18 protein-coding genes are annotated in these 26,633 nt (G+C 33.4%); 7 read left to right on the forward strand and 11 right to left on the reverse strand.

Going from position 1 to position 26,633, the window contains the following annotated elements:
* Positions 1-99 precede the first annotated feature (99 nt).
* Complete coding sequence (locus FNB79_RS16320) at positions 100-1,128, forward strand: XAC2610-related protein (RefSeq protein ID WP_143382374.1); 1,029 nt, start codon at positions 100-102, stop codon at positions 1,126-1,128.
* Between the two features lie 394 nt (positions 1,129-1,522).
* Here FNB79_RS16320 and FNB79_RS16325 read toward each other — a convergent pair whose 3' ends face one another.
* From FNB79_RS16325 to rhaD, 4 genes are all read right to left on the reverse strand, one after another.
* Complete coding sequence (locus FNB79_RS16325; protein ID WP_143382375.1) at positions 1,523-2,677, reverse strand: iron-containing alcohol dehydrogenase; 1,155 nt, start codon at positions 2,675-2,677, stop codon at positions 1,523-1,525.
* Positions 2,678-2,683: 6 nt separating this feature from the next.
* Positions 2,684-3,997 carry an FGGY family carbohydrate kinase gene (locus tag FNB79_RS16330; RefSeq protein ID WP_143382376.1) on the reverse strand — a complete coding sequence of 438 codons (1,314 nt, stop codon included), beginning with the start codon at positions 3,995-3,997 and terminating at the stop codon, positions 2,684-2,686.
* A gap of 256 nt (positions 3,998-4,253) precedes the next feature.
* A complete protein-coding gene (locus FNB79_RS16335; protein WP_143382377.1) occupies positions 4,254-6,041 on the reverse strand; it encodes an L-fucose isomerase in 1,788 nt (595 codons plus the stop codon).
* An 18-nt stretch (positions 6,042-6,059) separates the two neighbouring features.
* The gene (gene rhaD, locus FNB79_RS16340; RefSeq protein ID WP_143382378.1) at positions 6,060-6,854 is read right to left on the reverse strand and encodes a rhamnulose-1-phosphate aldolase; all 795 of its coding nucleotides are present in this window, start codon (positions 6,852-6,854) and stop codon (positions 6,060-6,062) included.
* Between the two features lie 101 nt (positions 6,855-6,955).
* On the opposite strand from rhaD, the gene FNB79_RS16345 reads away from it, so the two are divergent.
* The 3 genes from FNB79_RS16345 (at position 6,956) to fucP (ending at position 11,360) form a co-directional block, all read left to right on the forward strand.
* Entirely contained in the window at positions 6,956-7,855 is a 900-nt protein-coding gene (locus tag FNB79_RS16345) for a helix-turn-helix domain-containing protein (protein ID WP_143382379.1), read from the forward strand.
* A 538-nt stretch (positions 7,856-8,393) separates the two neighbouring features.
* Complete coding sequence (gene aldA / locus FNB79_RS16350) at positions 8,394-9,833, forward strand: aldehyde dehydrogenase (protein ID WP_143382380.1); 1,440 nt, start codon at positions 8,394-8,396, stop codon at positions 9,831-9,833.
* Positions 9,834-10,061: 228 nt separating this feature from the next.
* Entirely contained in the window at positions 10,062-11,360 is a 1,299-nt protein-coding gene (gene fucP, locus FNB79_RS16355; protein ID WP_143382381.1) for an L-fucose:H+ symporter permease, read from the forward strand.
* 49 nt (positions 11,361-11,409) lie between these two features.
* On the opposite strand, the gene FNB79_RS16360 is transcribed toward fucP, so the two are convergent.
* A complete protein-coding gene (locus FNB79_RS16360; RefSeq protein WP_143382382.1) occupies positions 11,410-12,174 on the reverse strand; it encodes a DUF547 domain-containing protein in 765 nt (254 codons plus the stop codon).
* A gap of 326 nt (positions 12,175-12,500) precedes the next feature.
* Between FNB79_RS16360 and FNB79_RS16365 the strand changes: the two genes are divergently transcribed.
* On the forward strand, positions 12,501-13,490 hold the full coding sequence (locus FNB79_RS16365) for a fructosamine kinase family protein (protein ID WP_143382383.1): 990 nt from the start codon (positions 12,501-12,503) through the stop codon (positions 13,488-13,490).
* Between the two features lie 2 nt (positions 13,491-13,492).
* Positions 13,493-14,461 (forward strand): nucleoside hydrolase, encoded by a 969-nt coding sequence (locus tag FNB79_RS16370; RefSeq protein WP_143382384.1) that lies wholly within the window; start codon positions 13,493-13,495, stop codon positions 14,459-14,461.
* 280 nt (positions 14,462-14,741) lie between these two features.
* Here FNB79_RS16370 and FNB79_RS16375 read toward each other — a convergent pair whose 3' ends face one another.
* The 5 genes from FNB79_RS16375 to FNB79_RS16390 all read right to left on the reverse strand — a co-directional run bounded on the left by FNB79_RS16375 (position 14,742) and on the right by FNB79_RS16390 (position 19,623).
* Complete coding sequence (locus FNB79_RS16375) at positions 14,742-15,449, reverse strand: SdiA-regulated domain-containing protein (RefSeq protein WP_185967798.1); 708 nt, start codon at positions 15,447-15,449, stop codon at positions 14,742-14,744.
* A 256-nt stretch (positions 15,450-15,705) separates the two neighbouring features.
* A complete protein-coding gene (locus tag FNB79_RS17315) occupies positions 15,706-15,843 on the reverse strand; it encodes a hypothetical protein (protein WP_185967799.1) in 138 nt (45 codons plus the stop codon).
* Between the two features lie 136 nt (positions 15,844-15,979).
* A complete protein-coding gene (locus FNB79_RS16380) occupies positions 15,980-17,344 on the reverse strand; it encodes a spondin domain-containing protein (protein ID WP_143382386.1) in 1,365 nt (454 codons plus the stop codon).
* A 96-nt stretch (positions 17,345-17,440) separates the two neighbouring features.
* Positions 17,441-18,916, reverse strand: a complete 1,476-nt coding sequence (locus tag FNB79_RS16385; RefSeq protein ID WP_143382387.1) for a sensor histidine kinase — start codon at positions 18,914-18,916, stop codon at positions 17,441-17,443.
* A gap of 5 nt (positions 18,917-18,921) precedes the next feature.
* Positions 18,922-19,623, reverse strand: a complete 702-nt coding sequence (locus tag FNB79_RS16390; protein WP_143382388.1) for a response regulator transcription factor — start codon at positions 19,621-19,623, stop codon at positions 18,922-18,924.
* Positions 19,624-20,040: 417 nt separating this feature from the next.
* Between FNB79_RS16390 and FNB79_RS16395 the strand changes: the two genes are divergently transcribed.
* The gene (locus FNB79_RS16395; RefSeq protein ID WP_143382389.1) at positions 20,041-24,771 is read left to right on the forward strand and encodes a carbohydrate-binding protein; all 4,731 of its coding nucleotides are present in this window, start codon (positions 20,041-20,043) and stop codon (positions 24,769-24,771) included.
* A gap of 305 nt (positions 24,772-25,076) precedes the next feature.
* Here FNB79_RS16395 and FNB79_RS16400 read toward each other — a convergent pair whose 3' ends face one another.
* Entirely contained in the window at positions 25,077-26,591 is a 1,515-nt protein-coding gene (locus FNB79_RS16400) for an aminotransferase class V-fold PLP-dependent enzyme (protein ID WP_143382390.1), read from the reverse strand.
* Between the last annotated feature and the right edge of the window lie 42 nt (positions 26,592-26,633).

The following is a 26,633-nucleotide window of genomic DNA, read 5'->3' on the forward strand; positions in this document are numbered from 1 at the left end:
TTTTTATTTTATACTATATTTAATTTAGATTAAGACCTCAACTCATAAAGAACTACATTACGAGTTACAAACCGTTTGTATAAAAAAGACAATTTTACCATGAATAACTATCTCTCGTTAGTGATCTTTATAATATCAATCCAACTATTTGGTCAGACTGAATATGTAATAAAAGGATTTTCTGAAAAATACAGTGGACTTCTAACTATTGAAAAAGGATATGAAAATGACGTTTTTAAGAAAGGAAAAATCAGAATTATAAATTCACAAACTAAGAAAGAACTTATTGTCGTGAATTCAGATGAATTTACGTTTAATTTAGACAGTAATGGCGAGGTAAAAACCAATATTTCAGAATTACCATATGGAGAACAAAGTATTTTAATATATCAAGATTTTAATTTTGATGGTAAAAAAGATTTAGCCATTATGGACGGGCAAAACAGTTGTTATCATGGTCCGTCTTTTAATATTTATATTGAAGGTGAAAAGACGCTAGAGTTTAATGCAGAGTTCACCCGTTTAGCACAAGAATATTGTGGTATGTTTCAAACAAATTCAGAAACAAACACCATTACTACCATGACAAAAAGCGGTTGTTGCTGGCATCAATTTTCAACATTTAAAGTGATAGATAATACTCCTAAACTTATGCTACAAATTGAAGAAGATGCTACTAATACACCCTATTACACGACAACTACAACAACTTGGGAAGGCAATAAGTCTCAACAACATATTGAAAAAACTATAGATTTTACAGAAGATGGTATTTCGGAAGTGTTCGCATTTAAACTAAACAAAAATCAAAAAAAAGTTATCGTGTTTAATATAAACAATCGTGTTTTAAACTATGCTTTATTGCGAACCGATGAAACCGTAGAATTCGCTTATCCCATAACATTCGCTTATCAGAATAATGACTTTACACTTAACACCTCTCAAGATACATTAACTTTTAAAAACAACGATGCTACGTATAAGATTTACAATATCAACGCCACAAACTCAGGAATACTTGTAAAAACTAAAGGAAAAACGTATAATCTAAAAGCTAGTAAGCATAGCATTAGCGGGGGAATTTCAGATATTAAAAGTCTGAATCTAGATAATGTAATAAATGAATAAACCAACATATAAGTTTATTAGGACTTAAAAAAATAAGATTATAAATATAAAAAATAATTTAAAGAGTACAGCGACTTCTAAATTCAAGTAAATAAAGAAACGGGGGGGGATACTTGAAGTAAACATATATCAAGCAACACAAGTAGATACTTCCATTAAAGGAAGGGACCAAATGCCAAACGGATTAAAAACCCCATGTAAGTGATTAACAAAACACACATTGCTAATTAAGAAGATTTTCAGATAGTCAATTAGAAATAGGATAAATTTTAATAAAAAAGCTTACAAAAACAATAATTTGATTTTGTAAGCTTTTCATATTTATGTAATCTAATTATAAAAATCGTGAGTTCACATATACGTTTTAGTTTTACTGTTAGTGTTTCAATACAATTTACATAGCGGCTTTATAAATAGCGATAGCATCTTCCAACGTTACCGATCTTGGATTTCCACCAGTACAAACATCTTCTAATGCATGTTGTGACATAAGCTCAAAATCTTCTTCTTTAACACCTAATTCTTTTAAACCACACGGAATACCTACTGCTTTAGAAAGTTTTTCAATAGCTTTTATAGCAGCATTAGCCCCTTCTAAATCATTTTTATTATTCACCTCAACACCCATTGCTCGCGCTACTTTTTTAAGTTTATGTGTACAGGCTGGAATATTAAAACGCTCTACATGTGGTAATAAAATAGCATTCGCCACACCATGTGGCATATCATACATCCCTCCTAGTTGGTGAGCAAGTGAGTGTACAAAGCCTAAACCTGCATTAGAAAAAGATTGTCCAGCGATAAATTGACCCCATGCCATTTTACTACGCGCTTCTAAATTTCCACCATTTTTCACAACCTCTTCTAAACTAGATGCAATCAGTTTAATGGCTTCTAAAGCTAATGCATCAGACCAGTGAAAGGCACCATTACAAACATACGATTCTATAGCATGTGTTAAGGCATCCATTCCTGTTGCTGCCGTTAGTGAAGCAGGTTTACCTAACATTAATTCTGGATCGTTTACGGCAATAGATACTAAACAGTTTTTATCGACCATTACCATTTTAATATGACGATCAACATCAGTAATTACATAATTAATTGTGACTTCACTTGCTGTTCCTGCTGTTGTGTTTATAGCTATGATTGGTAACGATGCTTTTTCTGATTTATTAATACCATCATACTCATTAATCTCCCCTCCGTTTGTTGCTAAAATTCCGATGGCTTTACCACAATCTTGAGGAGACCCTCCTCCAAGGGTAATAATAACATCACAATTATTTTCTTGTAGTAATTTCAATCCGTTATTTACATTCCTAACAGTAGGATTGGGTTGTACATTATCAAAAAGCACATATTCAAGACATGCAGTATCAAAAACATCTATTACGTTTTGTGCTACACCAATATCTACAAGTATTTTATCTGTTACAAAAAGCGCCCTTTTATAGGGTAACTGCTTTAGTTCTTCTCCTAAATCCTGTAATGAACCTGGTCCAATTAAACTTAATGGCGGTAAATAAATTCTTCTACTTTGTAACATAATTTTTTATTTTAGATAATTTTTCATCAGTAAGGCAGCACCTAAAGCACTTTCGTTTTTACAATCCGAAATCTTTATGGAGATACTAGGTTTTAATAATTCTAAAAATTTGATAAATATTTTATTTCTATTAAATCCTCCCGATATGTACACATCTTTTAGTTTAGCATTTTTATCAGAAATTAACTCTATAGCTAGAATAACTTTTTTACTTATTTCAAAAATTAACTGATAATAAGCACTCTCGTAAGTCTGAAATTGAGACAAAAGTTCTGGATGTGCATCAAAATCTGTATCAATACCATCAGACAGAAATACACGAGTATTGCTTTGGATGAGATCTTGACAGAGCGTCTCATTTACTTCTAAATTTTGATGGGTATTAATATCAATTTTAAAATATTCGCTTAATGCTTTTATATATACTTCGTGAATACGTCCTAAAAACTGCATAGACGATTTTACTTGTTGTTTTTCAGGAGTCATAAAACACAAACAGTTATTTTTTAGTTGATGTTGTGTTAAGGTTTCTTTACTAAACGGATTCATGGCTATAATCCAAGTTCCTGTAGATAAGAGAACAAAATTTTTGCGCTTTTCTTTTTCTAACAACGGAATAATTGATGAGGAACTATCGTGTAAACCAGTACCAACAGCTACGCGTTTACCATTTATATCTGCATATACAGCCTCGTTACCCTTACAAGGTTCTGGTAACGAAATTCCTTCTTCTTCTAACCATTTATGATACTGCATCTGGTCGAAATCCCATGTTGCAGTATGTGCACCGACAGATGTAAAATCTGCCGTAATTTTATGAGTAAATAAGTAACTTAAATACTGTGGGTAATGCAAAACCTCATGGACTTGCTTCCAAATTTCAGGTTTATTTCGCTTAAGCGACAACATCTGAATTCCAGTATTAAGCATTCCATAAGCTGGAGATGCTGTTTTTCTAGAGAATTCTTCTACACCTCCTTGAGAAGCATAAAACCCTAAATAATCATCTAAATTTAAAGGTTTTAAATAATTATATAACGGTGTTATACGTTTACCCTCTTTATTTAAATAAACTAACGATGCTCCATGTGTAGAGAAGTTTATAGCTTTAATACGATACAGGCCTTCTTTCTGAATTTGTATGATTCCGTTTTTAATCCAACGTTCAATGGCTTCAATATCATCACAACAAAATCCATCATCATCTTTAATCTCTTCAAACTGAATACTCTTTTCAGATACAACCTGAAAATCTTCATCAAATAAAAAAATCTTTTTATTGGTCTTTCCTATGTCTATAATAGCTATAACATTTTTCATGGGCTCTAGATTTATTGTGTATTATCCCAATCTTGGGAAGTCTTATTAATAAAACATATCACCTATTTTCAATCTTAAAAATGGGTAAAATTCATGTTTTGATTTGGAATATTTTAGATAGATAAAGCCTTCCCTCCAATAGTTATTATGCTATTAGAGGGATAATCTTTATCAATTTTTATAAAAAGTGGTCTTAATATTTAACTGTACAGGTAAACAAAAGTGTAGGTTTGCATACTGTTATAGTTAAATGTTTTTAGTGTTTAAACCCGTATAATGGGCCGTAGTTTTTACATGCTCTATAATCTGCACCTTCTAACTGCTCTCCAAAAGCCGACCATGCACTTGGTCTGAATACATCATTTTCATCTACGTTATGCATATTTACAGGTATACGTAACATAGCCGCTAGCGAAATTAAATCGGCTCCAATATGTCCATGAGTAATAGCTCCGTGGTTTGCGCCCCATTTTGCCATAACTGTATACACATCTTTAAATGCACCTTGACCTGTAGTTCTTGGTACAAACCATGTTGTTGGCCATGTAGGATCTGTACGATCGTCTAATACGGTATGTATATCTTCTGGTAACTCTACGCTCCACCCTTCTGCAATTTGTAATACAGGTCCAATTCCTTTTACAAGATTAACACGACACATAGTTAGCGGCATAGTTCCTTTTGTTAAAAATTGAGACGAAAATCCGCCTCCTCTAAAATATTCTGAAGTTGCAGGCGGCCATTTTGTATTGTCTAAACAACGCTGCACATCTTCTTCGGTAATATCCCAAAATGGTTTCATTGTTGGATTTCCTTCTGCATCTAATTGTTGTGCTGTAGCATCTAATGTTGTAGACCCCGAATTAATTAGGTGAATGATACCATGTTCTGCAAGTCCAGTTAATTTTTTACTTGTTACACGTTCTACAGATTCTGGACTCCAATATGTACGTACATCTGAGAATAATTGTGCTTTATTGGTCAATAAGTGACCAAATAACATAGATATGGCATTTAAACAGTCGTTTTCTGTTGCAAACACATACGCTTGACGAATTCCATTCCAATCGAAGGATGAATTTAAAATAGATTCTGTAAAATCGGCATTAGGTTGGTAGTCTGTCCATTGACGTTGCCCTTGAAAACCTCCCATAATCGCGTTACGTCCTTTAGACTCTTCGCCAAAGCCCATAGCTTTCAACTTCGGATTTCCATTCATTAAATCTTTACAGATTAAAGTCATTTTAACAACTTTTTCCCATTCTGCATCTTTTTGCTCACGCGATTTTTGTTGTTCCGGACTGTTTCTGTCTTCACCTTCCTTGCAATGTTCTTTAGTCCAGGCTAAGGCTTTTTCATACTCATCCTGATCAAAAATATTATTTTCAATACGTCTTAATAACTCTACAGATTCTACAAATTCTGCTCGAACGCCTAAATAATCTTGCAGAAAATTAACATCTACCATAGATCCTGCAATTCCCATAGAACTATAACCTATAGATAAATATGATTTTCCTTTCATTTGAGCTACAGCAAGTGCACCTTTTGTAAAACGTAAAATCTTTTCTGCAACATCGTCTGGGATAGATGTATCTCCACCATCTTGAACTTCTTTACCATAGATGCCAAAAGCTGGTAATCCTTTTTGAGAATACCCTGCTAAAGCAGCCGCCAAATACACTGCACCTGGGCGCTCAGTACCGTTAAATCCCCATACAGCCTTTGGTATTAAAGGATCTGTATCCATAACTTCTGTTCCATAACACCAACAAGGTGTTACAGATAGAGATACTTCTACACCTTCTTTTTTAAATTTATCTGCACAAGCAGCAGCATCTGCCACACCTCCAATAGTGGTATCTGCAATTACACATTCTACTTTTTCACCACTTGGAAAACGCAATGTCTCCTCTATAAGTTTTGCGGCAGCTTTTGCCATATCCATAGTTTGAACCTCTAAAGATTCTCTCACACCTAGTTCTCGCCCATCAATTGTTGGACGAATACCTACTTTTGGTAATCTACCTATTAATCTACTCATTTCTATAATGCTTTTATATTATGTGAATTGCTCTAATTCGGTTAATTGTGCATCTGACAAACCTGCTGGTTTAAAACCTGCAGCCCAACACATCATTAATAATTTTGCGCCTTTATTTGCAACATCTAAAAAGTCCCATGCCTTCATAACATCTGGTGCTGTTGCTGTAGCTCCGTGCTTTTCCCAAAGTGAGATATTTCTAGTTTTAAATGCATCTATAGTTACTTTTGCTAATGCAGCTGTACTAGACAAAGCATAAGGCGTACAGTGAATTCCTTTTGGAACGAATACTTTAACTTCAGGACACATCATCCAAATTTGTCTATTTAATTCTTCTTCATCATTAAATAGTTCATGGTGACTCATACAAATAAGTTCTAAAGGATGCGTGTGTACTACTGCTAAATTTTCTGGATGGTGCTGTGAGTTAAACAAATGAATACTTGCATGAGATATTAATTCGCACGTTGGTCCAAAATTGGGTCTGTTACCTCCCCAAATAATAGAGTATGCTTTTGCCGCTTCATTGATATAAAGTATACAAGATACTTCTTCTAATTTATCAACTAAATCTCGCAGATAACATCCCGTACCAGTAATGTATAAAACAAACCCTCCTGCTTCTTTAGGAAAATCAAAAGGCACCTCTTCCCCTATTCCTTGAACATCTTCTTTAGAAAAAAATGAAGTTAAATTCATAGAAATATTTCCAGCATTCCGTTCTGCCCATTCTCTTTGCCACAAGTAACTTGCTACAGTAGACACTTTTTGTAATTCAGCTTCTACCTCTATTGAAAGTTTTAAAGTTTTCATAGTGTTTGAATAATGTTTATACTACAAAAATAGTGGCCTAACTACTTCAAATAAATATTCAAAATCTGTATTTTCGTATCTAATTCAAACATTATTGAATTATGAAGTTTGTAAAAGACATCGCTTTAGGAGATCCTTCTACTAACAACCAAAATTTTATTGACCTGAGATTAAGGCTCATGTGTTGCAGATATTGGTTGCTAGATTTATGGGATTGTCATGACATGGTATTTCCGTTTTGGAGACTGTATTGGAATAAAAATTCTGGCGGACAGTTAATACACCAAAATACGGTTTATGACATGGATGCAGATCACATCTATATTATTCCTCCATTTACATCCTTTTCATCTCAATTCAAAAAGAATCACAGATATACTACTGGAATTCACGTCTCAGGAAAACAATTTACTAGCAACATAAATGAAAGCGATTATAGTAATGAATCCTTAATACATTTTTTTGTCCATTTTAATTTAGGTGTCCCTTTTGATAGTGTATATCCTGGAATTTTAAAAATAGAAATGACCATATATTTAAAAGAGCGTTTAGAATATTTAACCGAACGTTTAAAAATTGAGAATAAAAATTTTAAACTCACTTTCAATTTAAAACTTCAAGCATTTATAAAAGAAGCCCTTACCAACATAGGACCAGAATTGTGGAAAACGACCATTATAGATGAGCGCGTACTTAAAGTTATTAGGTATGTAGAAGCGAATATTGAAAAGAAATTAAAAAACACAGACATGTCTGATTTAATCAACATGGCCCCAAATTCTTTTGCTCGCTTATTTAAAAGTGAAATGCATGTTACACTACATAACTTTATTCAGAATAGAAAAATTGCCAAATCGTGCGAGCTTTTTGAACATACCAATAAATCAATTGAAGAAGTTGCTTATGTTTTGGGTTTTTCAGACCGTTATCACTTTTCTAGAGTTTTTAAATCGGTTACTGGACTTACACCTGCCGTTTACAAATCTGGACGTTATACTTAATAAACAATACGTCTCCATATTTTTCATATAATTAAATTATTCATAAACAAGACTCTCCTTATTTTCTTTTATTTAGTTTTCAAAATATATCCTAGTAACTCACTCGTTTAAAACAAACACATTTTACAACCTTAAAATTTTACCAATTAAACACGTATACTTTTTATAATTAAGTACAATACTCATCAAAATAAAACCATATTCATAAATAAAAAAATTAGGTGTGGAGATTTTTACTTTTTGTTAAAACACACCGCGAGTTGGATAAAAACTTAAATTTAATCTAAACATTTATAAAAAAGTATAAAACAAAACCCACAAATGTTTAAATTATACATAAAATAGACATTTATGGATAAAAAAAATTAGCGCTTATATTTTTAAGTTTGATAAACACAAACAACTTTCATTCTACACCTATAAATCTATTTCCAAAAATAGATATTAGAAGAAAGTATTTTTCAGGTTAAAAACAAACACTTAAACATGAAATTGCCAAGTTTATTCATGTTTACGACAACTAAATTTAAAAGAAATTATGAAACCATTTAAACAGTTTATTAACGGAGCTTTTGTAGAATCTACTTCTACAGATGTTATTGAGATTTTAAATCCATGTACCGAAGACGTTTTATCGTTAATGCCAGTTGGTAGCGTTAAAGACGCAGATTTAGCACTAGAAGCAGCTCAAGCAGCTCAACACGCTTGGAAATCACTTCCAGCAATTCAGCGTGCTAATTATTTAATTAAAATGGCCGAGGTTATTCGAGAAAATCGTATTGAACTTGCCGAGACTTTAGCAGCAGAACAAGCTAAAGTGATGAGTTTAGCTCAAGTTGAAATAGATGTTACAGCAGATTATTTTGATTATTATGCCGGCTTTGCTAGACGTATAGAAGGTGAAATAATACAAAGTGACCGTAGTAAAGAACATATTTTTTTACATAAAGCGCCTATTGGGGTTGCGGTTGGAATATTACCATGGAATTTTCCATTTTTTGTAATGGCAAGAAAAGTTGCTGGATCTTTAATTACTGGTAATACCTGTGTAATAAATCCAAGTTCTATTGCTCCTAATACGGTAATGGCATTTGCTAAACTCATTGAACAAATTAATCTACCTGCTGGAGTTTTAAACTATGTATGTGGTAAAGGTAGCATAGTAGGAAATGCCCTTTCTAAAAGTCCTATTACAGGAATAATAAGTTTAACAGGAAGCGTGGGTGCCGGACAAATGGTAATGGAAGCCGCTTCTAAAAATATAACTAAAGTATCTCTAGAGTTAGGTGGTAAAGCGCCAGCTATTGTTTGTGCAGATGCTAATTTAGAACTGGCTGTTAATGCAGTAGTAACTTCTAGAATTACGTATAGCGGTCAGGTATGTAATTGTGCAGAACGATTATATATTGAAGAGTCTATTCACGATCAATTTCTAGACATGGTTGCTAAAAAAATGAAATCGCTTAAAGTAGAAGATGCCTTTTCAAAAAACAATCCAGACATGAGTGCTTTAGTATCTAAAGACCAATTAGATAAAGTTACTGAAATGGTAGAATACGCTAAAAAAGAAGGTGCAGAAGTAGTTGTAGGAGGCTCTAAAATGTCTGAATTTGATAAAGGCTATTTTTACCAACCTACATTATTAACAAATGTAAAACAACACATGCAAATCATTCAAGAAGAGGTTTTTGGACCTGTACTTCCTGTAATGAAATTTAGTACTTTAGATGAAGCTATTGCTTTAGCAAATGATTGTGAATTTGGTTTAACGTCTTCAATCTTTTCTGAAAACTTCAATAAAGTGATGCATGCAGCAGAAGAATTACAATATGGAGAAACATATATAAATAGAGAACATTTTGAAGCGATTCAAGGGTTTCATGCTGGTTGGAAAAAATCTGGTATAGGTGGAGCAGATGGAAAACACGGTATGGAGGAATACCTACAAGCCAAAGTGATTTATGCTCAGTATAGATGATAGTAGATAAAAATCATGTTTCATTTTTTTAATCAAGTTGAAATAGATTCTCTCATTTCAACTTGATTTATTTAACTTACAATATCAAACTAAAAAACTGCAGTTTAAATTCATCATTTTAATTGGTATATTTTACTATTTAACCCCACATTACTCGGTAAAATAAAATATAAACAGACTTGTTAAAACAACATAGAATTTACATCTATTATTACACCTAAACTAACCATGAATACAATAGAAAATCCTCCAATTGTTCCTAAGAAAAATCTCATTCCATTTATTCTTATCACATCTTTATTTGCGCTATGGGGTTTTGCAAACGATATTACAAACCCAATGGTTGCTGCCTTTGCAACAGTTATGGAAATATCTACGGCTAAAGCAGCATTAGTACAGTTGGCATTTTACGGAGGATATGCTACTATGGCCATTCCTGCGGCTTTATTTGTAAGAAAATATTCGTATAAAAAAGGTATTCTTTTGGGGTTATCGCTTTATGCATTTGGTGCTTTATTATTTTTTCCTGCTGCAAAATATGAAGTTTTCGGATTCTTTTTAGGGTCCCTCTACATCTTAACATTCGGATTGGCTTTTCTAGAAACTACTGCCAATCCTTACATCTTATCTATGGGAGATGCCAAAACAGCTACACAGCGTTTAAATTTAGCACAATCATTCAATCCTATCGGTTCGCTTTTTGGAATGTTTGTCGCTTCTAAATTTATTTTAGTGGCTCTAGATTCCGATAAAAGAAACGAAATGGGCGAAATAATTTTCACCACTTTATCAGAAACTCAAAAAGCTGTAGTACGTACACACGATTTAGCCATCATTAGAAACCCATATGTTATTTTAGGTTTTGTAGTAATAGCTATGTTAGTTGTTATAGCCGTTACTAAAATGCCACAAACACATAATCAAAATAATTATTCGAGTGCTAAATCGTCTTTTAAAAGATTGTTTAAAAATGGAAAATATAAAGAAGGTGTAATTGCCCAATTATTTTACGTAGCCGCTCAAATTATGTGTTGGACATTTATAATACAATATGCAGGACACCTAGGAATTTCTAAAGCCGATGCCCAAAATTACAACATCTTAGCCATGTCTATATTTTTAGGAAGTCGGTTTATAAGTACGTTTTTAATGAAATACATAAACTCTAGAAAATTACTTCTAATTTTTGCAATATGCGCTATGTTTACAATGTCTGGAGTAATCTTAATTGAAGGTATTACCGGTTTATATTTACTTGTAGCCACATCGGCTTTCATGTCGTTAATGTTTCCAACTATATATGGTATAGCTTTACATGATTTAAGCGAAGAAGATTCTGCATTAGGTGCAGCTGGCTTAGTCATGGCTATTGTTGGTGGTGCTTTAATGCCTATTTTACAAGGTTTACTTATTGATATTGAAAAAATCGGCCCCTTACCAGGAGTTAATTTTTCATTTATTTTACCTTTTATATGCTTTTGCATAATAGCCTTTTATGGTTATAGAACATTAAAAATCCATCACTAATTTTTCCTATTTGAAACTACACTAAAAAAATCTTATTACACAAATCAGTCTATATATTCAAATTCCAATTATAGTCTTTATATGAAACTGTAGCGTCTTTTTCAATTTTAGTTGTACTGTACATATTAAGAAAATTAATTATGCTACCATAAGCCTGAAAATCTTCTGCAAACCATTCAAATATTTTCGAAATTTCAGCAGTATGCTTTGTGAGTGTATTTTTAGAAGTATCATTTATAAATTTAGTTGCAGCCACATCTAATTGTGTTTCTAAAGACGCTGCTCTATAGGCTTTATTCAATAAATTAGGACACGAATATGATGCACAGTTTATAGCAAAATGAATTCTAGGCTCGTTCATTTTACGCAAAATTTTATGTTCAATATCTCCTAAACTATACATGGTATCTGCAATTTCAATAAAAGCTATATCCCATGGATCTTTAATATCTAATATACTGTTTAGCGGATAATTATTTAGAATTAACTGTATGGTAAATGCATTATAGGCATTAATCCAATAGGCTAAAGTTTCTTCTTTAGTCCATGTACTAGTTGGCGCATTATCTTTTAAAATTTTCAAATACGCCTGTAACACATTTTCTTCAGTTTTAAACCCCTTATAATCTACATTTCCTTCTGTAGACACGTATTTAGAAACTAATGCATCCCATAATTCATGATTTACAACTCTAGATAAATCTAAATTATTATTGTAGTGGACTAAACTATCATTATGTTTATTATAAGTAGGCTGCCGATTGGCCCAACCCATTATAGGAATTAGTAATACAATTAAAAAGGAAAGTTTCATCTCTATTATTATCTATTTATAATTTATACTATAAAGACGATTAAAATGTAAAATACTAACATGAACAGCTCTGTTTTTTTCATTGAATTATAAAGTTCTTTAAAAATTTAAGTCTAAATATGGTATAAATATTTTAATAGTGTTAGGTATATAATACACTTACGTCTATAATACAAGCCTTTATTTTAACAGCTGTAAATTGATGATTTAAAATATTAAAATACACCATATAACTTTAATTACTTTATACTTTAAAATTTTAAATACTTTTGATTCGCGCTTATAATTTTAACCCTAAAAAAGGAACAGAAGAAAAATAGTTAAATATGTTTATATTAGATGCTAATGCACCAGAAAAATTAGCGCATTACTTAAAAGATAATCAATGGTTATCTAACGACGATTACATTTTATCTTTAACCAAAGCTGGTGAAGGTAATATGAATTATGTATTACGTGTAACCACTAAGTTAGGCACTTTTATTATAAAACAATCTCGCGGCTATGTTGAAAAATATCCGCAAATAAAAGCTCCAGAAAAACGTGTTTTAACTGAAGCTGAATTTTACACAAAAATTAGCTCAGTTAACGCTTTAAAACAACAAATGCCTAAAATACTAGGGTTAGATGCTTTTAATAATATTTTACTCTTAGAAGATCTCGGTAAAGCCTCAGATTTTAATAGTATGTACACATCAGGTTATATACTTACAAAAGACGAGACTTTGGTTTTGGTAGCCTATTTAAATGTATTACACACTAAATCTAAAAAAGAAGTTAGCGATAATGAACTTGCAAATTTAGAGATGCGTAAATTGAATTACGAACACATTTTTCATTACCCTTTTTTAATAGATAACGGATTTGACTTAGATAGTATTCAAGATGGTTTACAATCTTTAGCCTTAAACTATAAAACAGATGCTCTTTTAAAAAGTAAAGTACAGGAATTAGGCACACACTACATGGCAAAAGGATGCTACCTTTTACACGGCGATTATTACCCAGCAAGCTGGCTATCGACTTCTAATGGCGTTAAAATTATAGATCCTGAATTTTGTTATTATGGTTCTAGAGAATTTGATTTAGGGGTTTTTATTGCTCATTTATATATCTCTAAACAACCCGAATCTATTATAGATTTAGTACAATCAACTTACTCAGATTATAAGTCTTTAAATCAATCACTATTAAATGGTTTTATAGGAATAGAAATTATGAGACGCTTAATTGGTTTAGCCCAGCTCCCTTTACAAATGAATTTAAAAGACAAAGCCAAGCTTTTAGAATTTGCGTATCAATCCATAATACAATAAGAATGAAAATTTACAAATTAATATTACTTATATCATTAACCACTAGCCTTAATGCACAAACAAAAATTTGGTTTGACACAGATATAATGATTGGGATGCCCGATGTGCGTCCGCGTGAAGTTGATGATGGAATTACACTTATAATGGCATTAAAACAACCCAATATTGAAATTGTAGGCATTAGTAATATTACGTATGTAGATTACGGTTACGGTGTTATAAATAAAATTTTAAATTGGCACCACACAGGTAAATCTATCCCAGTTTACAAAGGATCTAACTTAGCCAACGATTTAGGTACAGAAAACGATGCTACAAGAGCGTTATACCAAGCGTTAAAAAAAGAAAAACTAACAATTTTAGCGCTTGGTCCAATGACTAATATTGCGACGTTAATTAAAAATCATCCCGATATTATTCCGCAAATAGAACGCGTTGTTATGTGCGCAGCACGTACTCCAGATTTACCTTTTAATCCCGGACATGGAAAGCTTAATTTATTTGATTATAACTACGAATTAGACACTGCATCTATGACCACATTATTGCAAAGCGAAGTGCCTTTAGAGTTTGCTGGTTACGAACCGAGTTCGTATACCTTTATTGGTAATATAGATTTAGCTAGTTTAGATTTAAATCAAGAAGCAGACCAATGGTTATTTAATATTGTACAGCCATGGATGGAAGTCAACGAAAAACTTTTTGGGATTCGTGGATTTATTCCTTTTGATTGCTCTACATTAGGTATTGTAACTCATCCAGAGTATTTCACATATTACGAAAACATACCCATACAAGAAAATTATAAGAAAAATGATGCGTCAGTAATTCAGCCCGATACACCATATAAAAAGTTTCTAGAGGTTTCTTACGACTTTAAATCTAGTAAAAAAGTGAAATACGCACGTAGAGCGTTATTAGGTTTTGAAGAACAAATTTTAAAAACCTTAAGCGTCACTAACACTAATTAGCGATACTTAAAAGTACCCTTTTTAAACCCATACTAAAACCCGTGATTTGTCATGTATTATGCGCTAATATCTCTTGAGAACTCATGGGTTGATTTTCCTAATATTTTGAATGAAGTAATTTTCTAAATATTGCGAATAGGTGATATATAATTAATACCCACTAAATAAGCTCTAAATCAGTTTGATGCTAAAAAAAAAAAAAATTAAATGCATTTACTGTGTTTGTTCAGAATTCAAAATACAAATCGATAAGCATGTAACTTCAAATTAATAAACGATACTAGTTTATATAATCAAATTTCAGAATATTTGCTTTACCCTTTCTTCCTTCATTAGAAATGTATAAATCTCCATTCGCTTTAAAAAATATACCTTCTGGTTGTTTAAAGTGCGAATAGTTTAAGGAATATTTGTTTATAATTTCACCTTCTAAAGTCATTTCAACCATGAGTTTACCTATAGACGAAATTACAAATAAGGTATTTGTTTTTGGATGAATTGCTAAACCACTAGGTGCAAAATCATGTTTCTTTCCTTTAAATTTAAAATGTTTTTTTGAAATGGTGAATACTGGTGTTTTCTGCAACGTTTGCGTATCTAAATTAAAAGCGTAAATAACGTTATAATCTTCATCGTCAATTTCAACTTCTTCTTTACAAGCAATTAATAATTGGTTATTTAAAGCGTCAAAATATAAACCTTCCGTATCTTGCTTTTCACTTAAAAATGTTTTGTGTTTTTCAACTTTAGGAGCATTTTTAAAATCTGTAATCTCATATATTGCGCCATCAGACCTTAACACATAAACAGTATCATTATTAATAGCAATATCTTCGTAATCACCATCTTTACCAAACTCATAAATTCCTTCTACTTTCCCCGACTCTAAATTATATTCAAACAATTTTCCATCCTCATCATTAATACTTAAAATATGAGGAAAATCTAGCACAGAAATACCAGAAATTTCGACTAGTTTCTTAGACATTTCCCAGGTTTTAGAAGGTTTATCTAACTGATAATTTGAAGAAGTTTCTATATTAGTATTCGGATTTTTACAAGTCCAAAAAAATAAAAGTAGAAAGATATTTTTAAACATACACTTAAGATAATTAATGATAAAGACTGGTGAATTTAGTAATTTCAATTATAAACAAAGAATAATTTTAATGTAAGTTAATCTGACTTCTTTAATAGTTACAGAGTTAAAAGTAGAACATCCCTGAATCATTTATAAAATCACACTATTTTTTTACACTCATGGCTACGCCTATGGCAATACCTAAACTTAACCATAACGCCAAATTATCTGTAGCTACTCCTACAGCTGTACCAATAGCTACTCCTAATCCTATTGTTAATCCTTTCTTCTTCGTATTCATATTAAATATTTTAATTATAGGGTGTTCTATTTTTTAGAGCGATTTCTAGACTTTTCACTAAAATAAAAAAAAGCCGCTTAACACTTAGGTTAAACGGCTTTTTATTTGATATGTAAATAGTATGACGCGTTGTGTTTTAGTTTGCTGTGATTGTAATTTGCAATACAGCATTCACTGCAGGATAAGTAAATCCATCATTGACATCGCTTAATAATTGTACTGGAGCATTTTCATCTATACCAGTATCGGCACCTAACTGATTACCTACAGTATTAGGACCAAAGGCTGGCTGCTCATTTTGTTCTGTACCAGCATCCCAAAGGTATACATACGAAGTAATGTCTCCGCTCATAGGCGTGCCGTTGGCATTAAATAATTCAATACCGGTATCTTCTGTAGCAAATAACACATCGTTTGTAGATGCAAGCATAGATGCAAAAGATAAGGCTTGTCCTGCTTCTGCTGAAAAACTAAATTGATAAGATGCCCCTGGTAATAATGGCCCTGCAGCACTTGAACCTACAGGTGTATTAAATACATCGCCCATAATTTGCCCTTCTAGAGTACCGATTGCACTTGCTAATTCCGAAACATCACCATCTTCAGCTATATGCTCTAATCCTAAACCATAATCAACCGAACCTTCTGTAAATAATGGCATTGTTCCTGTTTCATGCACCACCCAAATTCCTGGTGACGACGGATAAGTAATTCCTGTTTGTTCTGCTGTATAGGTCCCTAAATCTGTGGTATTACCATCTTCTGCAATGGCTTCCACTCCATATCCGTAATCAGATTCACCTTCTTCAAATAACGGATTCATGCCACCGTGTACTACAAATACTCCTGGCGATAACGGTGCTGCTTTCATACCTTCACTTGTATCTAAGCTTGCGGTACTTAAATCTTCAATAGACACTGTAAATTCTGTACCAGCAATATGTGTTACTGTAACTTGAATTAAAGCGCTCACTTCTGGATAATTAAAAGCGACTCCATTAGTTACGTTTTCAATTTTTAAGACTGCTCCATTTTCTTCTTCACCTGTATCCGGACCAGATTGATTTCCTACGGTGTTAGGTCCCACACCAGGTTCTTCGTTAATCTCGGTACCAGCATCCCAAAGATAGACTTGGCTTGTTACATCGCCAGAAATAGCATCGCCATTATCATCGTATAACGCAATACCATCGCCGTCTGGTGCAAAGAATAAATCGTTTGTCGCGGCAAGCATGGTTACAAAAGATAATTTATGACTTCTACCAGCATTAATAGTAAATTCGTAACGTTTTCCTGGTGTCGCTGGTCCAGGACTAGCATCGCCAACAGGAGTATTAAACACACCTGAGCCAGCAAACATATAAGCCGAGCCTACATTTTCTATGGTTACCGTAAAGTCTGATGTCGCCACAGGTTCGATTAAAGTAGAATCATCATCATTATCACAGCTATATACTAGCGTGATCAACATTAAAAGTGTAAAAAGTCTAAAAGTTTTCATTTGTATCTATGTTTTAAATTATATCTACAAATGTGGGATTATAGTATCACCAAATTCTAACAGAGTGATAACTATATCATAAAATATTATAACATTTTATGATATAGCATGGCCGTGAATAGGTAGACTAAAGAAAAATTCTGTGCCCTTATTTTTAATACTTGTTACTTTTATAGAGGCATTATGTAAATCCATTATTTTTTTAACAATGGCTAAACCAAGACCGCTTCCCTTCTCTGCATCAGAATAGAATTTACCTTTACGATACCTTTCAAAAATGTGTGGCAGTTCTTGTGATGCAATACCGCTTCCTGTATCTGCCACTTTAATCATAACGTTTTGGTCTTCTCTTAAAAGTTCTAAAGTTACCACATCGCCAGATTTACAGTGTTTAATGGCATTATCTATTATATTTTGCAATGCGCGGTCTATTAATGCAATGTCTGCGTATACTAAAGGTAGATCTTTAGAATATACTGTATTTATACTGATGCCTTTGTTTTTTGCAATAATTCTATATTTATCGGCTATATCTTGAATAATTTCTGCCATTTGTATGGCTTCTGGTTGTAAGTGTTTTTGTTGTGCCTCCAAAAGACTTAACTCAAAGAGGTCGTCTACTAACTTTTTAAGTCGATCTGAATTTTTCAAAACAATTTCCATATACCTTGTCTTTTCTTCCGCTTTTAAATCATCGCCTTTAATTAATAAAGTTTCTATAAATCCGCGTATCGAAGCAATTGGCGTTCTTAAATCGTGTGAAATATTTGCGATAAGTTCTTTTCGTAAAGTATCTACACTTTGTAATTCTTGTATATTACTTTGAATGGTATCTGCCATATCGTTATACGTACTCGCTAACATCCCCATTTCGCCATGTGTGACACCTACAACTCTCGCATCGTGATTGCCGTGCTTAAACGATTTAAAAGCATCGGTAATTTTGTTGAAATTTCGAGTTAAAAAATAAACGGCAATTAAAGCAATAACTAAAGCTGCAAATAGCGCATATAACATGGTACGCACACTAAGTTTACGAATGTAACTCGCCTCATGTTTGGCTATTAGCGTATCGTAGTCGTTCCCGCCTACTATAGTGTAAATATAGCCTACAGGCTTATTGTTATATATATAAGGTGCCGCCGAAAATATTTTTTTAGTTCCCGGTAATTTGGGGTCATCCCCTTTTATAAACACCTCTCCATCCTTAGCAATAAAAGCTTTAATAGGTTCTAAATTAATGGTTTTAGCTTTTACTTCTTTATTCATAGCGACATGTTTTAAGATGTTGCCGTCTAAATCTAGTAAATACACTTCTGTAGCAGGGTTTGTAGCCATAACGTGATGCATTAAACTACTCATTTTCGCTGCTGCTACAGTATCGCCATCGTAGAGGCCTTGTATTTCCTCTACAATATATTTTGCTACATGTTTATTTAGACCTTGACTAATTTCGTCATGATAATCTTCAGAAAGACTTCTTGAACTTTTAGTGATAAGAAAAGCTAACAGCACAAACAAAAGGGTGAGTACGCCTGCTATTTTAAAAAAAAGGGTGTTTTTAGTTTTCATAAGTATTATAGTTCTGTAAATCTGTAGCCTACACCCCAAGTTGTAAGTATGTATTCTGGTTGTCCTGGGTCTTGTTCAATTTTAGAGCGCAATCTGTTAATATGAGAATTTACGGTATGTTCGTAGCCTTCAAACTCATACCCCCAAATGGTATGTAGTAATTGTGCACGACTGTAGGTTTTACCTGTATTATTTGCCAAAAGACAGAGTAATTCAAACTCTTTAGGCGTTAGGTTTATACGCACTCCGTTAAGTTCTACTTTTCGCATGTCCTGATTAATCATTAAATCTTTTCTATGCAATACAGGAAGGGCTTCTGTTGGGCCTTCGGTTTTAGCATCTAAAAGACGACGTCTCATAATAGCCTTTACCCGTGCTTGTAATTCCCTAACACTAAATGGCTTAGTAATATAATCGTCTGCTCCTGTTTCTAGCCCTAAAATTTTATCAATTTCATCGCTTTTACTCGTTAGCATGACTATAGGCGTATTAATATTTGCAGCGCGTAACTCTCTACAAATATCTAACCCCTTTTTACCCGGAAGCATGATATCTAAAATAATGAGATCGTACTCCTGTTTTGAGGCTTCAATAAATCCTGAATTTCCATCAAAGCAACTGTGTACACGCGTTTGATCATCTTCTAGATTTACCTTTACTAATTCAGCGATATGTATATCGTCTTCAACAACTAAAATTTCAACCATTGTCCTCTAAATTTTGTTAGCAATCTACTTATAAAGTATCAAGAAAGTATCCCGATTATATTTCAATTTATAAAAGAATTGCGTGTTTCGTTTAAAAATAGACGTCTAAACCTTTATTTTCTTTCAAAATTCTTATTTTTTTTAACTTAAGAAAAGGCACCTCTTCTATTCTGTTTTGTTGTCATTAAAACAATGCTTCTTATCAAACATAACATCCTCGTAATAAACCTCCTACACTGTAATTAATCTCTTAAGCATATACTGTTAAATCTTCTCCTTTTTAGACATATGAACCATAATTTATAGAGATTGAATTATGCGTTACAGCCATTATAGGTCTTTATAAATAATTTTAATAATCTTCATTTTCATGTCAATAAACCAGTGAAATAGAATATTAACCAAAATTCAATATTTATGAAAACAAACTTAACTATGCACTCCATGTCACCACATGGAAAACTGGCTTTTATGCCTAAAGTCTTACTCTTATTGCTCGGTCTGTTGACTAGTAGTATATCCTTTGCCCAAGTTACCGTAACTTCTTTAACAGAATTACTGCCTTATTTAAAACAAGATAATGTTAACGTAACCTTAGCTCCTGGCACGTATACAGTGACCTCAGAAGATATTCAAAACGGACTTTTTCCTGATTACACCGAATTCTTAGACCGCAAAAACTACGTTTTATTTTTAGTCTCTGGAAACAATAGTGTATACGATTTTACAGGCGTAACCGTAAATGTAGAAACTGCCGTTTTTAACGCTTACTCTGGATCTTATGATAATTTCTACGAAGTACAAACTACAGGAAATAATAATGTACTTAAAAACTTAACTTTAGTAGACGTTGGTAGTGTAGATGATTATCCTGAAAACGGTGCCTGCAACATTACCATGGACGGTGCAAATAACCGTATTGAAGGCTTTCATATTACCGCAAAAGGATCTTATCCTTATGGCTATGGAGATGCTTTTGGTAAAGGCGGAACTTACACTATTAAACACTATAAGCACAGTGCATTTTTAATCAGAGGAGAATCTAACCACGCTAAAGGTGTAACTATTATTCATAGAAGTTACGGGCATTGTATGTTTATGCAAGCCGCTAACAATCCTATTATAGAAGATTGCTATTTAGAAGGTGAAATGCGATCTACAGACGATATGTTGGCCGAAGAAGGCACAGGTTCTGCTGCAGATTTAATCGACTTTTACACTGTTTGGGGTTACCGCTTACCTCCTGGATATATGAAAAGTACTGGGGAAGCAGGTATTCGTGCCTACAACGCTGGAGAAACTATTATTGATGGTGTAGAATACAGCCGAGGCACCTCAAATGTAACCGTTAAAAATTGTACCATTAAACATTTGCGAACTGGAGTTACCGTTGCGCATGCTACCGGAACAAAGTATGTAGAAGGCACTACAGCCATTGGTTGTGAAAACGGCTTTTCTCTAGGTACAGGTACTGTGGTAGATTGTTATGCCGATGTCGCTTATGGTCCTGTATATACTACGACGTATAATACCGACAAAAATTATAACGCAGACATTACTATTATTCCTGCAGAAGATGCATATTATAATGGTTCTGGGAACGTCGCTTATATTGGTGGAAGCAACCATAATATTACCTTAAAAAGCGCGTCTGGATTGGTAATCGACCAGGATCTAAAAATTAAATTTGGAGGTGAAAGAAACCATATAAGTACGCAAGGCGAAAGTTTAAACAGCCAAGATAATTTTACAGCCTATAACATAACCATTAACAATAACACCAATTTCCCTATTGTTTTAGATACAGAAACATCTTATGTAACAGGAGTTTCTGGTGGAATGGTTACCGATTTAGGAACTGATAATAACATTGTCCACGAGGCGGTTTCTGTTAATAAAATTGAAGCTGAAGCTTATACCAATATGGATGGTGTAACAAAAGCCACTACCACAGACGACGACAACGGCGAACACATCACAACTATCGATGCTAATGATTGGTTAGAATACGACATAGATGTAGCATTAGCAGGAACCTATACCATGAGCTACCGTGTTTCTGGCACAAACGCTGGTGACTTCACCTTAAGTCAAGACGAAACAGATTTAGAGCACGTAACCTTTGAAACAACAGGTTCTCAAGATACATGGACTACCGTAACATCGGCTACACCATTTTATTTAGAAGCGGGAACGCAAACTTTAAGAATCACCGCCCATACTGCACAATGGCAATTAAATTGGTTAGATTTAAAATTAGAATGTGCCTCAGTAGCTATTGTGCCTTTTGTAGAAGAATTAAATCCTTTAGGACTTTCTATTCAAAATCAGCAAACGGCCAATGTGGATATTTTCCCAGGAAACACAGCCCGTTTACAACCGCAACCATTAGTTGGAGGCAGTTGGACTTGGACTGGTCCAAACAATTTTAGTAGTACAAATCGTGAAGTGGTGTTAGAAGCCATTACTTCTGACTTAGCCGGAGCTTACAAAGCAACCTACACCAACGACTGCGGGGTTTCAAGCACGCTTACGTTTAATATAAACCTAGCCGGTTCACAACAAATTGAAGCTGAAACCTATACCACCATGAATGGTATAGAAACGGAAACTACCACCGATACTAGCGGTAATGAGCACGTAACGGCTATAGACCAAAACGATTGGATGGAATACACTATAAACATTCCTGTGTCTGCCACCTACCGTTTTAATTACCGTGTGGCTAGTGCCCAAGATAACACGCAGTTTACAGTCACTCTTAACAATGAAGATTTAGAGACTATGTCCTTTGCTTCTACAGGCAGTGCTAATACATGGGCCACTGTAAAATCGGCACAAACCAAGTATTTACCAGAGGGAACGCACACCTTAAGAATAACCTCTAACTCATCAGACTGGAAATTAAACTGGATACTTCTAGATGGTGAAGATTTTGTCAATCCGTGTGACTTGCCTTTTATCCCAGAAGGTTTCACTATAAAATCAGAACCTGTGACTTGGTCTTCTGGTCTTATCGATATTAGTTGTGTAAATAGTGTGAATGCTTATATTGAATTAGCAGAAACAGGAACTTTAGCAGCTACAGATCAGGTAAAATTGATGTATAAATTAGACGGTGGCGAAGCGATTAGTATTTCAGATTTTCAAGGCATGCTTACAGAACATACAGGCATTATACGAAATCTTTCAGGAAGCACATTAGAATTAATTATTGAAGGACAAACCGCGTCAGACGAGAATTATTATACCATTTCTAAAATTAATATCGTTGAAACTACCGATACGTTTGCAAGAATTGAGGCCGAAGATTTCACAGAAGCCGATGGACCTAAAATAGGAAACACAGGTGATGTTGATGGGGTTCAAAATTTAGGTTCTGTAAAACCTGGTCATTGGAGTATGTATGCTGGATTAGATCTAACCGATGTAAAAAGTATAAATGCACGAGTGTCAAGTACCTATGATGATGCGTTTATTGAAGTGCGTTTAAATGGTGTTGAAGGTGAACTTATCGGAACAATAGATGTGGTTAACACCGGAGCGTGGCAAGTGTACGAAACCGTAAGTGCATATATAAAAGATGTAACTGGTATTTACGATGTGTATATGGTTTACCAAACCAAAAGCAGTGCGAATGTGTGTAATATAAATTGGTTTCAATTTTCAGATGCTTATGTTAAAGCACCTACCGATCCATTTTCAATCTTTCAGGCTGAAGATTATGACTCCGAAAGTGGTACGGAAACCATTGCCACCACAGATAGTGATGGAGTTAGCCAAGTGAGCAGTATTGGCAATGGCGATTGGATTATGTTTGAGGCTTTAGACCTTACAAACGCTTCTAGCTTAGATTTTAGATTTGCAAGTGCTTCTGGGGATGGTACATTAGAAGTGCGTTTAGATTCCACAGATGGTCCAATCATTTCTCTTATAGATTTACCAAGCACAGGGTCTAATACCGACTGGACAACGCTTAATGTTGCCATCGATCCTATAGATACAGAACATGATATCTACTTTATTTTTAAAGGTGAAGCAGACGATATGGTTCAACTCAATTGGATGCAATTCAAAGTGTATACGAATCCATACGATAGAATAGAAGCCGAAGATTTTGATGAGCAATATGGAGATCCAACCGTAGCAGGCTCTACCTCTGATATAGATGGGAATGGAGATTTACGTGGTATTTTCCCTGGCGATTGGGTAAAGTTTAACGCAGTAGATCTTAGCAATGCTCAAAGTATCAGTGCGCGTTTTGGATCTTTATACGACGATGCTTTTATTGAAGTTCGTACCGATGCTCCCGATGGCGACCTTATTGGTACCATTGAATTGCACAATACTGGAGGTTGGCACACTTGGGACACTGCAAGTAACAACCTAACACCTACTTCAGGTGTACACGATGTATATTTCATTTTTAATGCCGTGACAAGTCCAAATGTTTGTAACATCAACTGGTTTCAGTTATCTGAAGAGAAAATTAGCTACCCACGCGATCCTTTGGCAAAAATAGAGGCTGAAGATTATGACTTAGCTCAAGGTACATCAACTAGCACAACCTCTGATGAAGATGGTAATCTAGACGTAAACAACATACAAGATGGTGATTGGACCTTGTATAAAAAAATCGATTTATCAGATTTAGGCAGTATAGATGTACGTGTGGCAAGCGCTTTTGATTCTTCAAGTATAGAAGTGCGTTTAGGCGCTTACGATGGTCAGTTAATTTCAACAATTACCGTACCTAACACAGGTAGCCTAACAACCTGGCAAACCGTTAATGCAGAATTTACAGAATATGTAGAAGGAGAACAAAATGTATATTTGGTATATAAAGGTTCTGAAAACAACTTACTACATATTAATTGGTTACAGTTTTATAGAGAATCGCTAACAGTAGAGGATGCAGAATTAAACACTATAGTACTATACCCAAATCCAGTATCGCAACACTTAAATATTAAGAACGCTGCTGGAGCTAAACTTCAATTTTATGATATAACTGGTAAACAAATTTTAAATACAACAGTTAAATTTAATGATGCGTCTATCAATTTAAATCATGTACCAAGTGGTTTATATTTAGTTAAAATTGAAAAGAATGGTCAGATACAGACCAAGAAAATTATTAAGCAATAATTAATGATTTAGTATAGTTTTTTTATAAGGTGAGATTTAAATCTCACCTTATTTTTTTATTATCACTAGAACATTTAGACTAAAATATTTTATTAATCAAGGATAATTACAATGTTGCATTACAAAACAATCCTGAAATTATGTTAAACGCATTGTTATCCTGATACTCCTATATTTATTACAAAAACAACTTAATTTAGTTTTTAATCAGTTTTTCAAAATCTATTCTAAGGAAGGATTATATTTTTGTGTATTTTCTAAACTTAGAACATGTTTAGACTTAATGATTTTTATTTATTACTCACTTAAAACCAAGATTCAATAATCTCTTTCTCCATGTTAAAGTGGTCTTTATGAATAAATTCATTTTTAACAGTATTATATTCATAATCCATTCCCCAAATAGAAATATGATTTGCAACTTCTTTTATAGCATTACAGATAAACTCTACTTCAGAATTGGTCATAGTTGGATGAATAGATATGCGTATCCATCCTGGACGAGCAATTAAACAACCTTCTAATATATTAACTTCGATAGATTTAGATTTAAACTCATCGACATTCAATAAAAAATGTCCGTAGGTTCCAGCACAAGAACATCCTCCACGTGTTTGTATTCCATACTTATCATTTAAAAGCTTTACAACTAAGTTGTAGTGTGTGTTTTCAATATAAAATGAAAAAACACCCAAACGATCTGTATTTTTAGGTGATAGAAGTTTTAAATTTTTAATTTTTAGTAATTTTTCAAATATAATGGCATTCAATTCCTGTTCTCTCTTTAAAATGTTTTGAACACCCATTTTCTCTTTTAATTGTATAGAAAGAGCTATTTTCATTGCTTGTAAAAAACCTGGTGTTCCGCCGTCTTCACGCGTTTCTATATCCTCTATAAAATCATGATCTCCCCAAGGGTTAGTATAACTAACAGTACCTCCCCCTGGATTATCTGGAACTAAATTTTTATATAGTTTTTTATTAAATATTAAAACCCCTGTTGTCCCTGGTCCTCCTAAAAATTTATGAGGTGAAAATGTTATAGCATCTAAATACTCTTCTGCATCTTCTGGATGCATATCTATTTTAACATATGGTGCTGAACAAGCAAAATCAACAAAGCAGAGTCCGTTGTTTCTGTGCATTATTTTTGCTATAGCATGATAAGGAGTACGTATTCCTGTAACATTAGAACACCCAGTAATTGCAGCTATTTTTATGGGTGTTGATTGGTATTCTTCCAACAGCAATTCAAGACTATCTAAACAAGGTAACCCCTCTGAGGTTGAAGGAATAACCTTAACACGTGAAATCGTTTCTATCCATGACGTTTGATTTGAATGATGCTCCATGTGAGAAACAAAAACTATTGGTCTTTTCTCTTCCGGAATTGAAATATGAGCTTTTAAATGTTCACTAATTCTAAGTCCTAAAATACGCTGAAACTTATTAATTGCACCTGTCATACCTGTTCCTTCTGTTAATAGAACATCATCTGAAGACGCATTTACATGATTTTTAATAATAGATCTTGCCTCTAAATAAGCTTGTGTCATTACACTACCTGTAAAAGAACTCTCTGTGTGGGTATTTGCTACATAAGGTCCTATATTATTTAATAAACGTTCTTCTATAGGTCGGTATAATCTACCACTAGCTGTCCAATCTGCATAGATTATTTTTTGTTCTCCATACGGGGACATAAAAGTCTGATTTAGTCCAATTATATCTTTCCTAAATTCCAAAAAATATGACTCTAAATTTGATTCTGGATTAAATGTTTTTTTTGAATTAAAAATACTTTTTACAAAACTAATCATACTTTTAAATTATATAAGATTATACCAAATTTACTAATTCAT

The sequence above is a fragment of the Formosa sediminum genome (assembly GCF_007197735.1).
Taxonomy (GTDB): Bacteria; Bacteroidota; Bacteroidia; order Flavobacteriales; family Flavobacteriaceae; genus Formosa; species Formosa sediminum.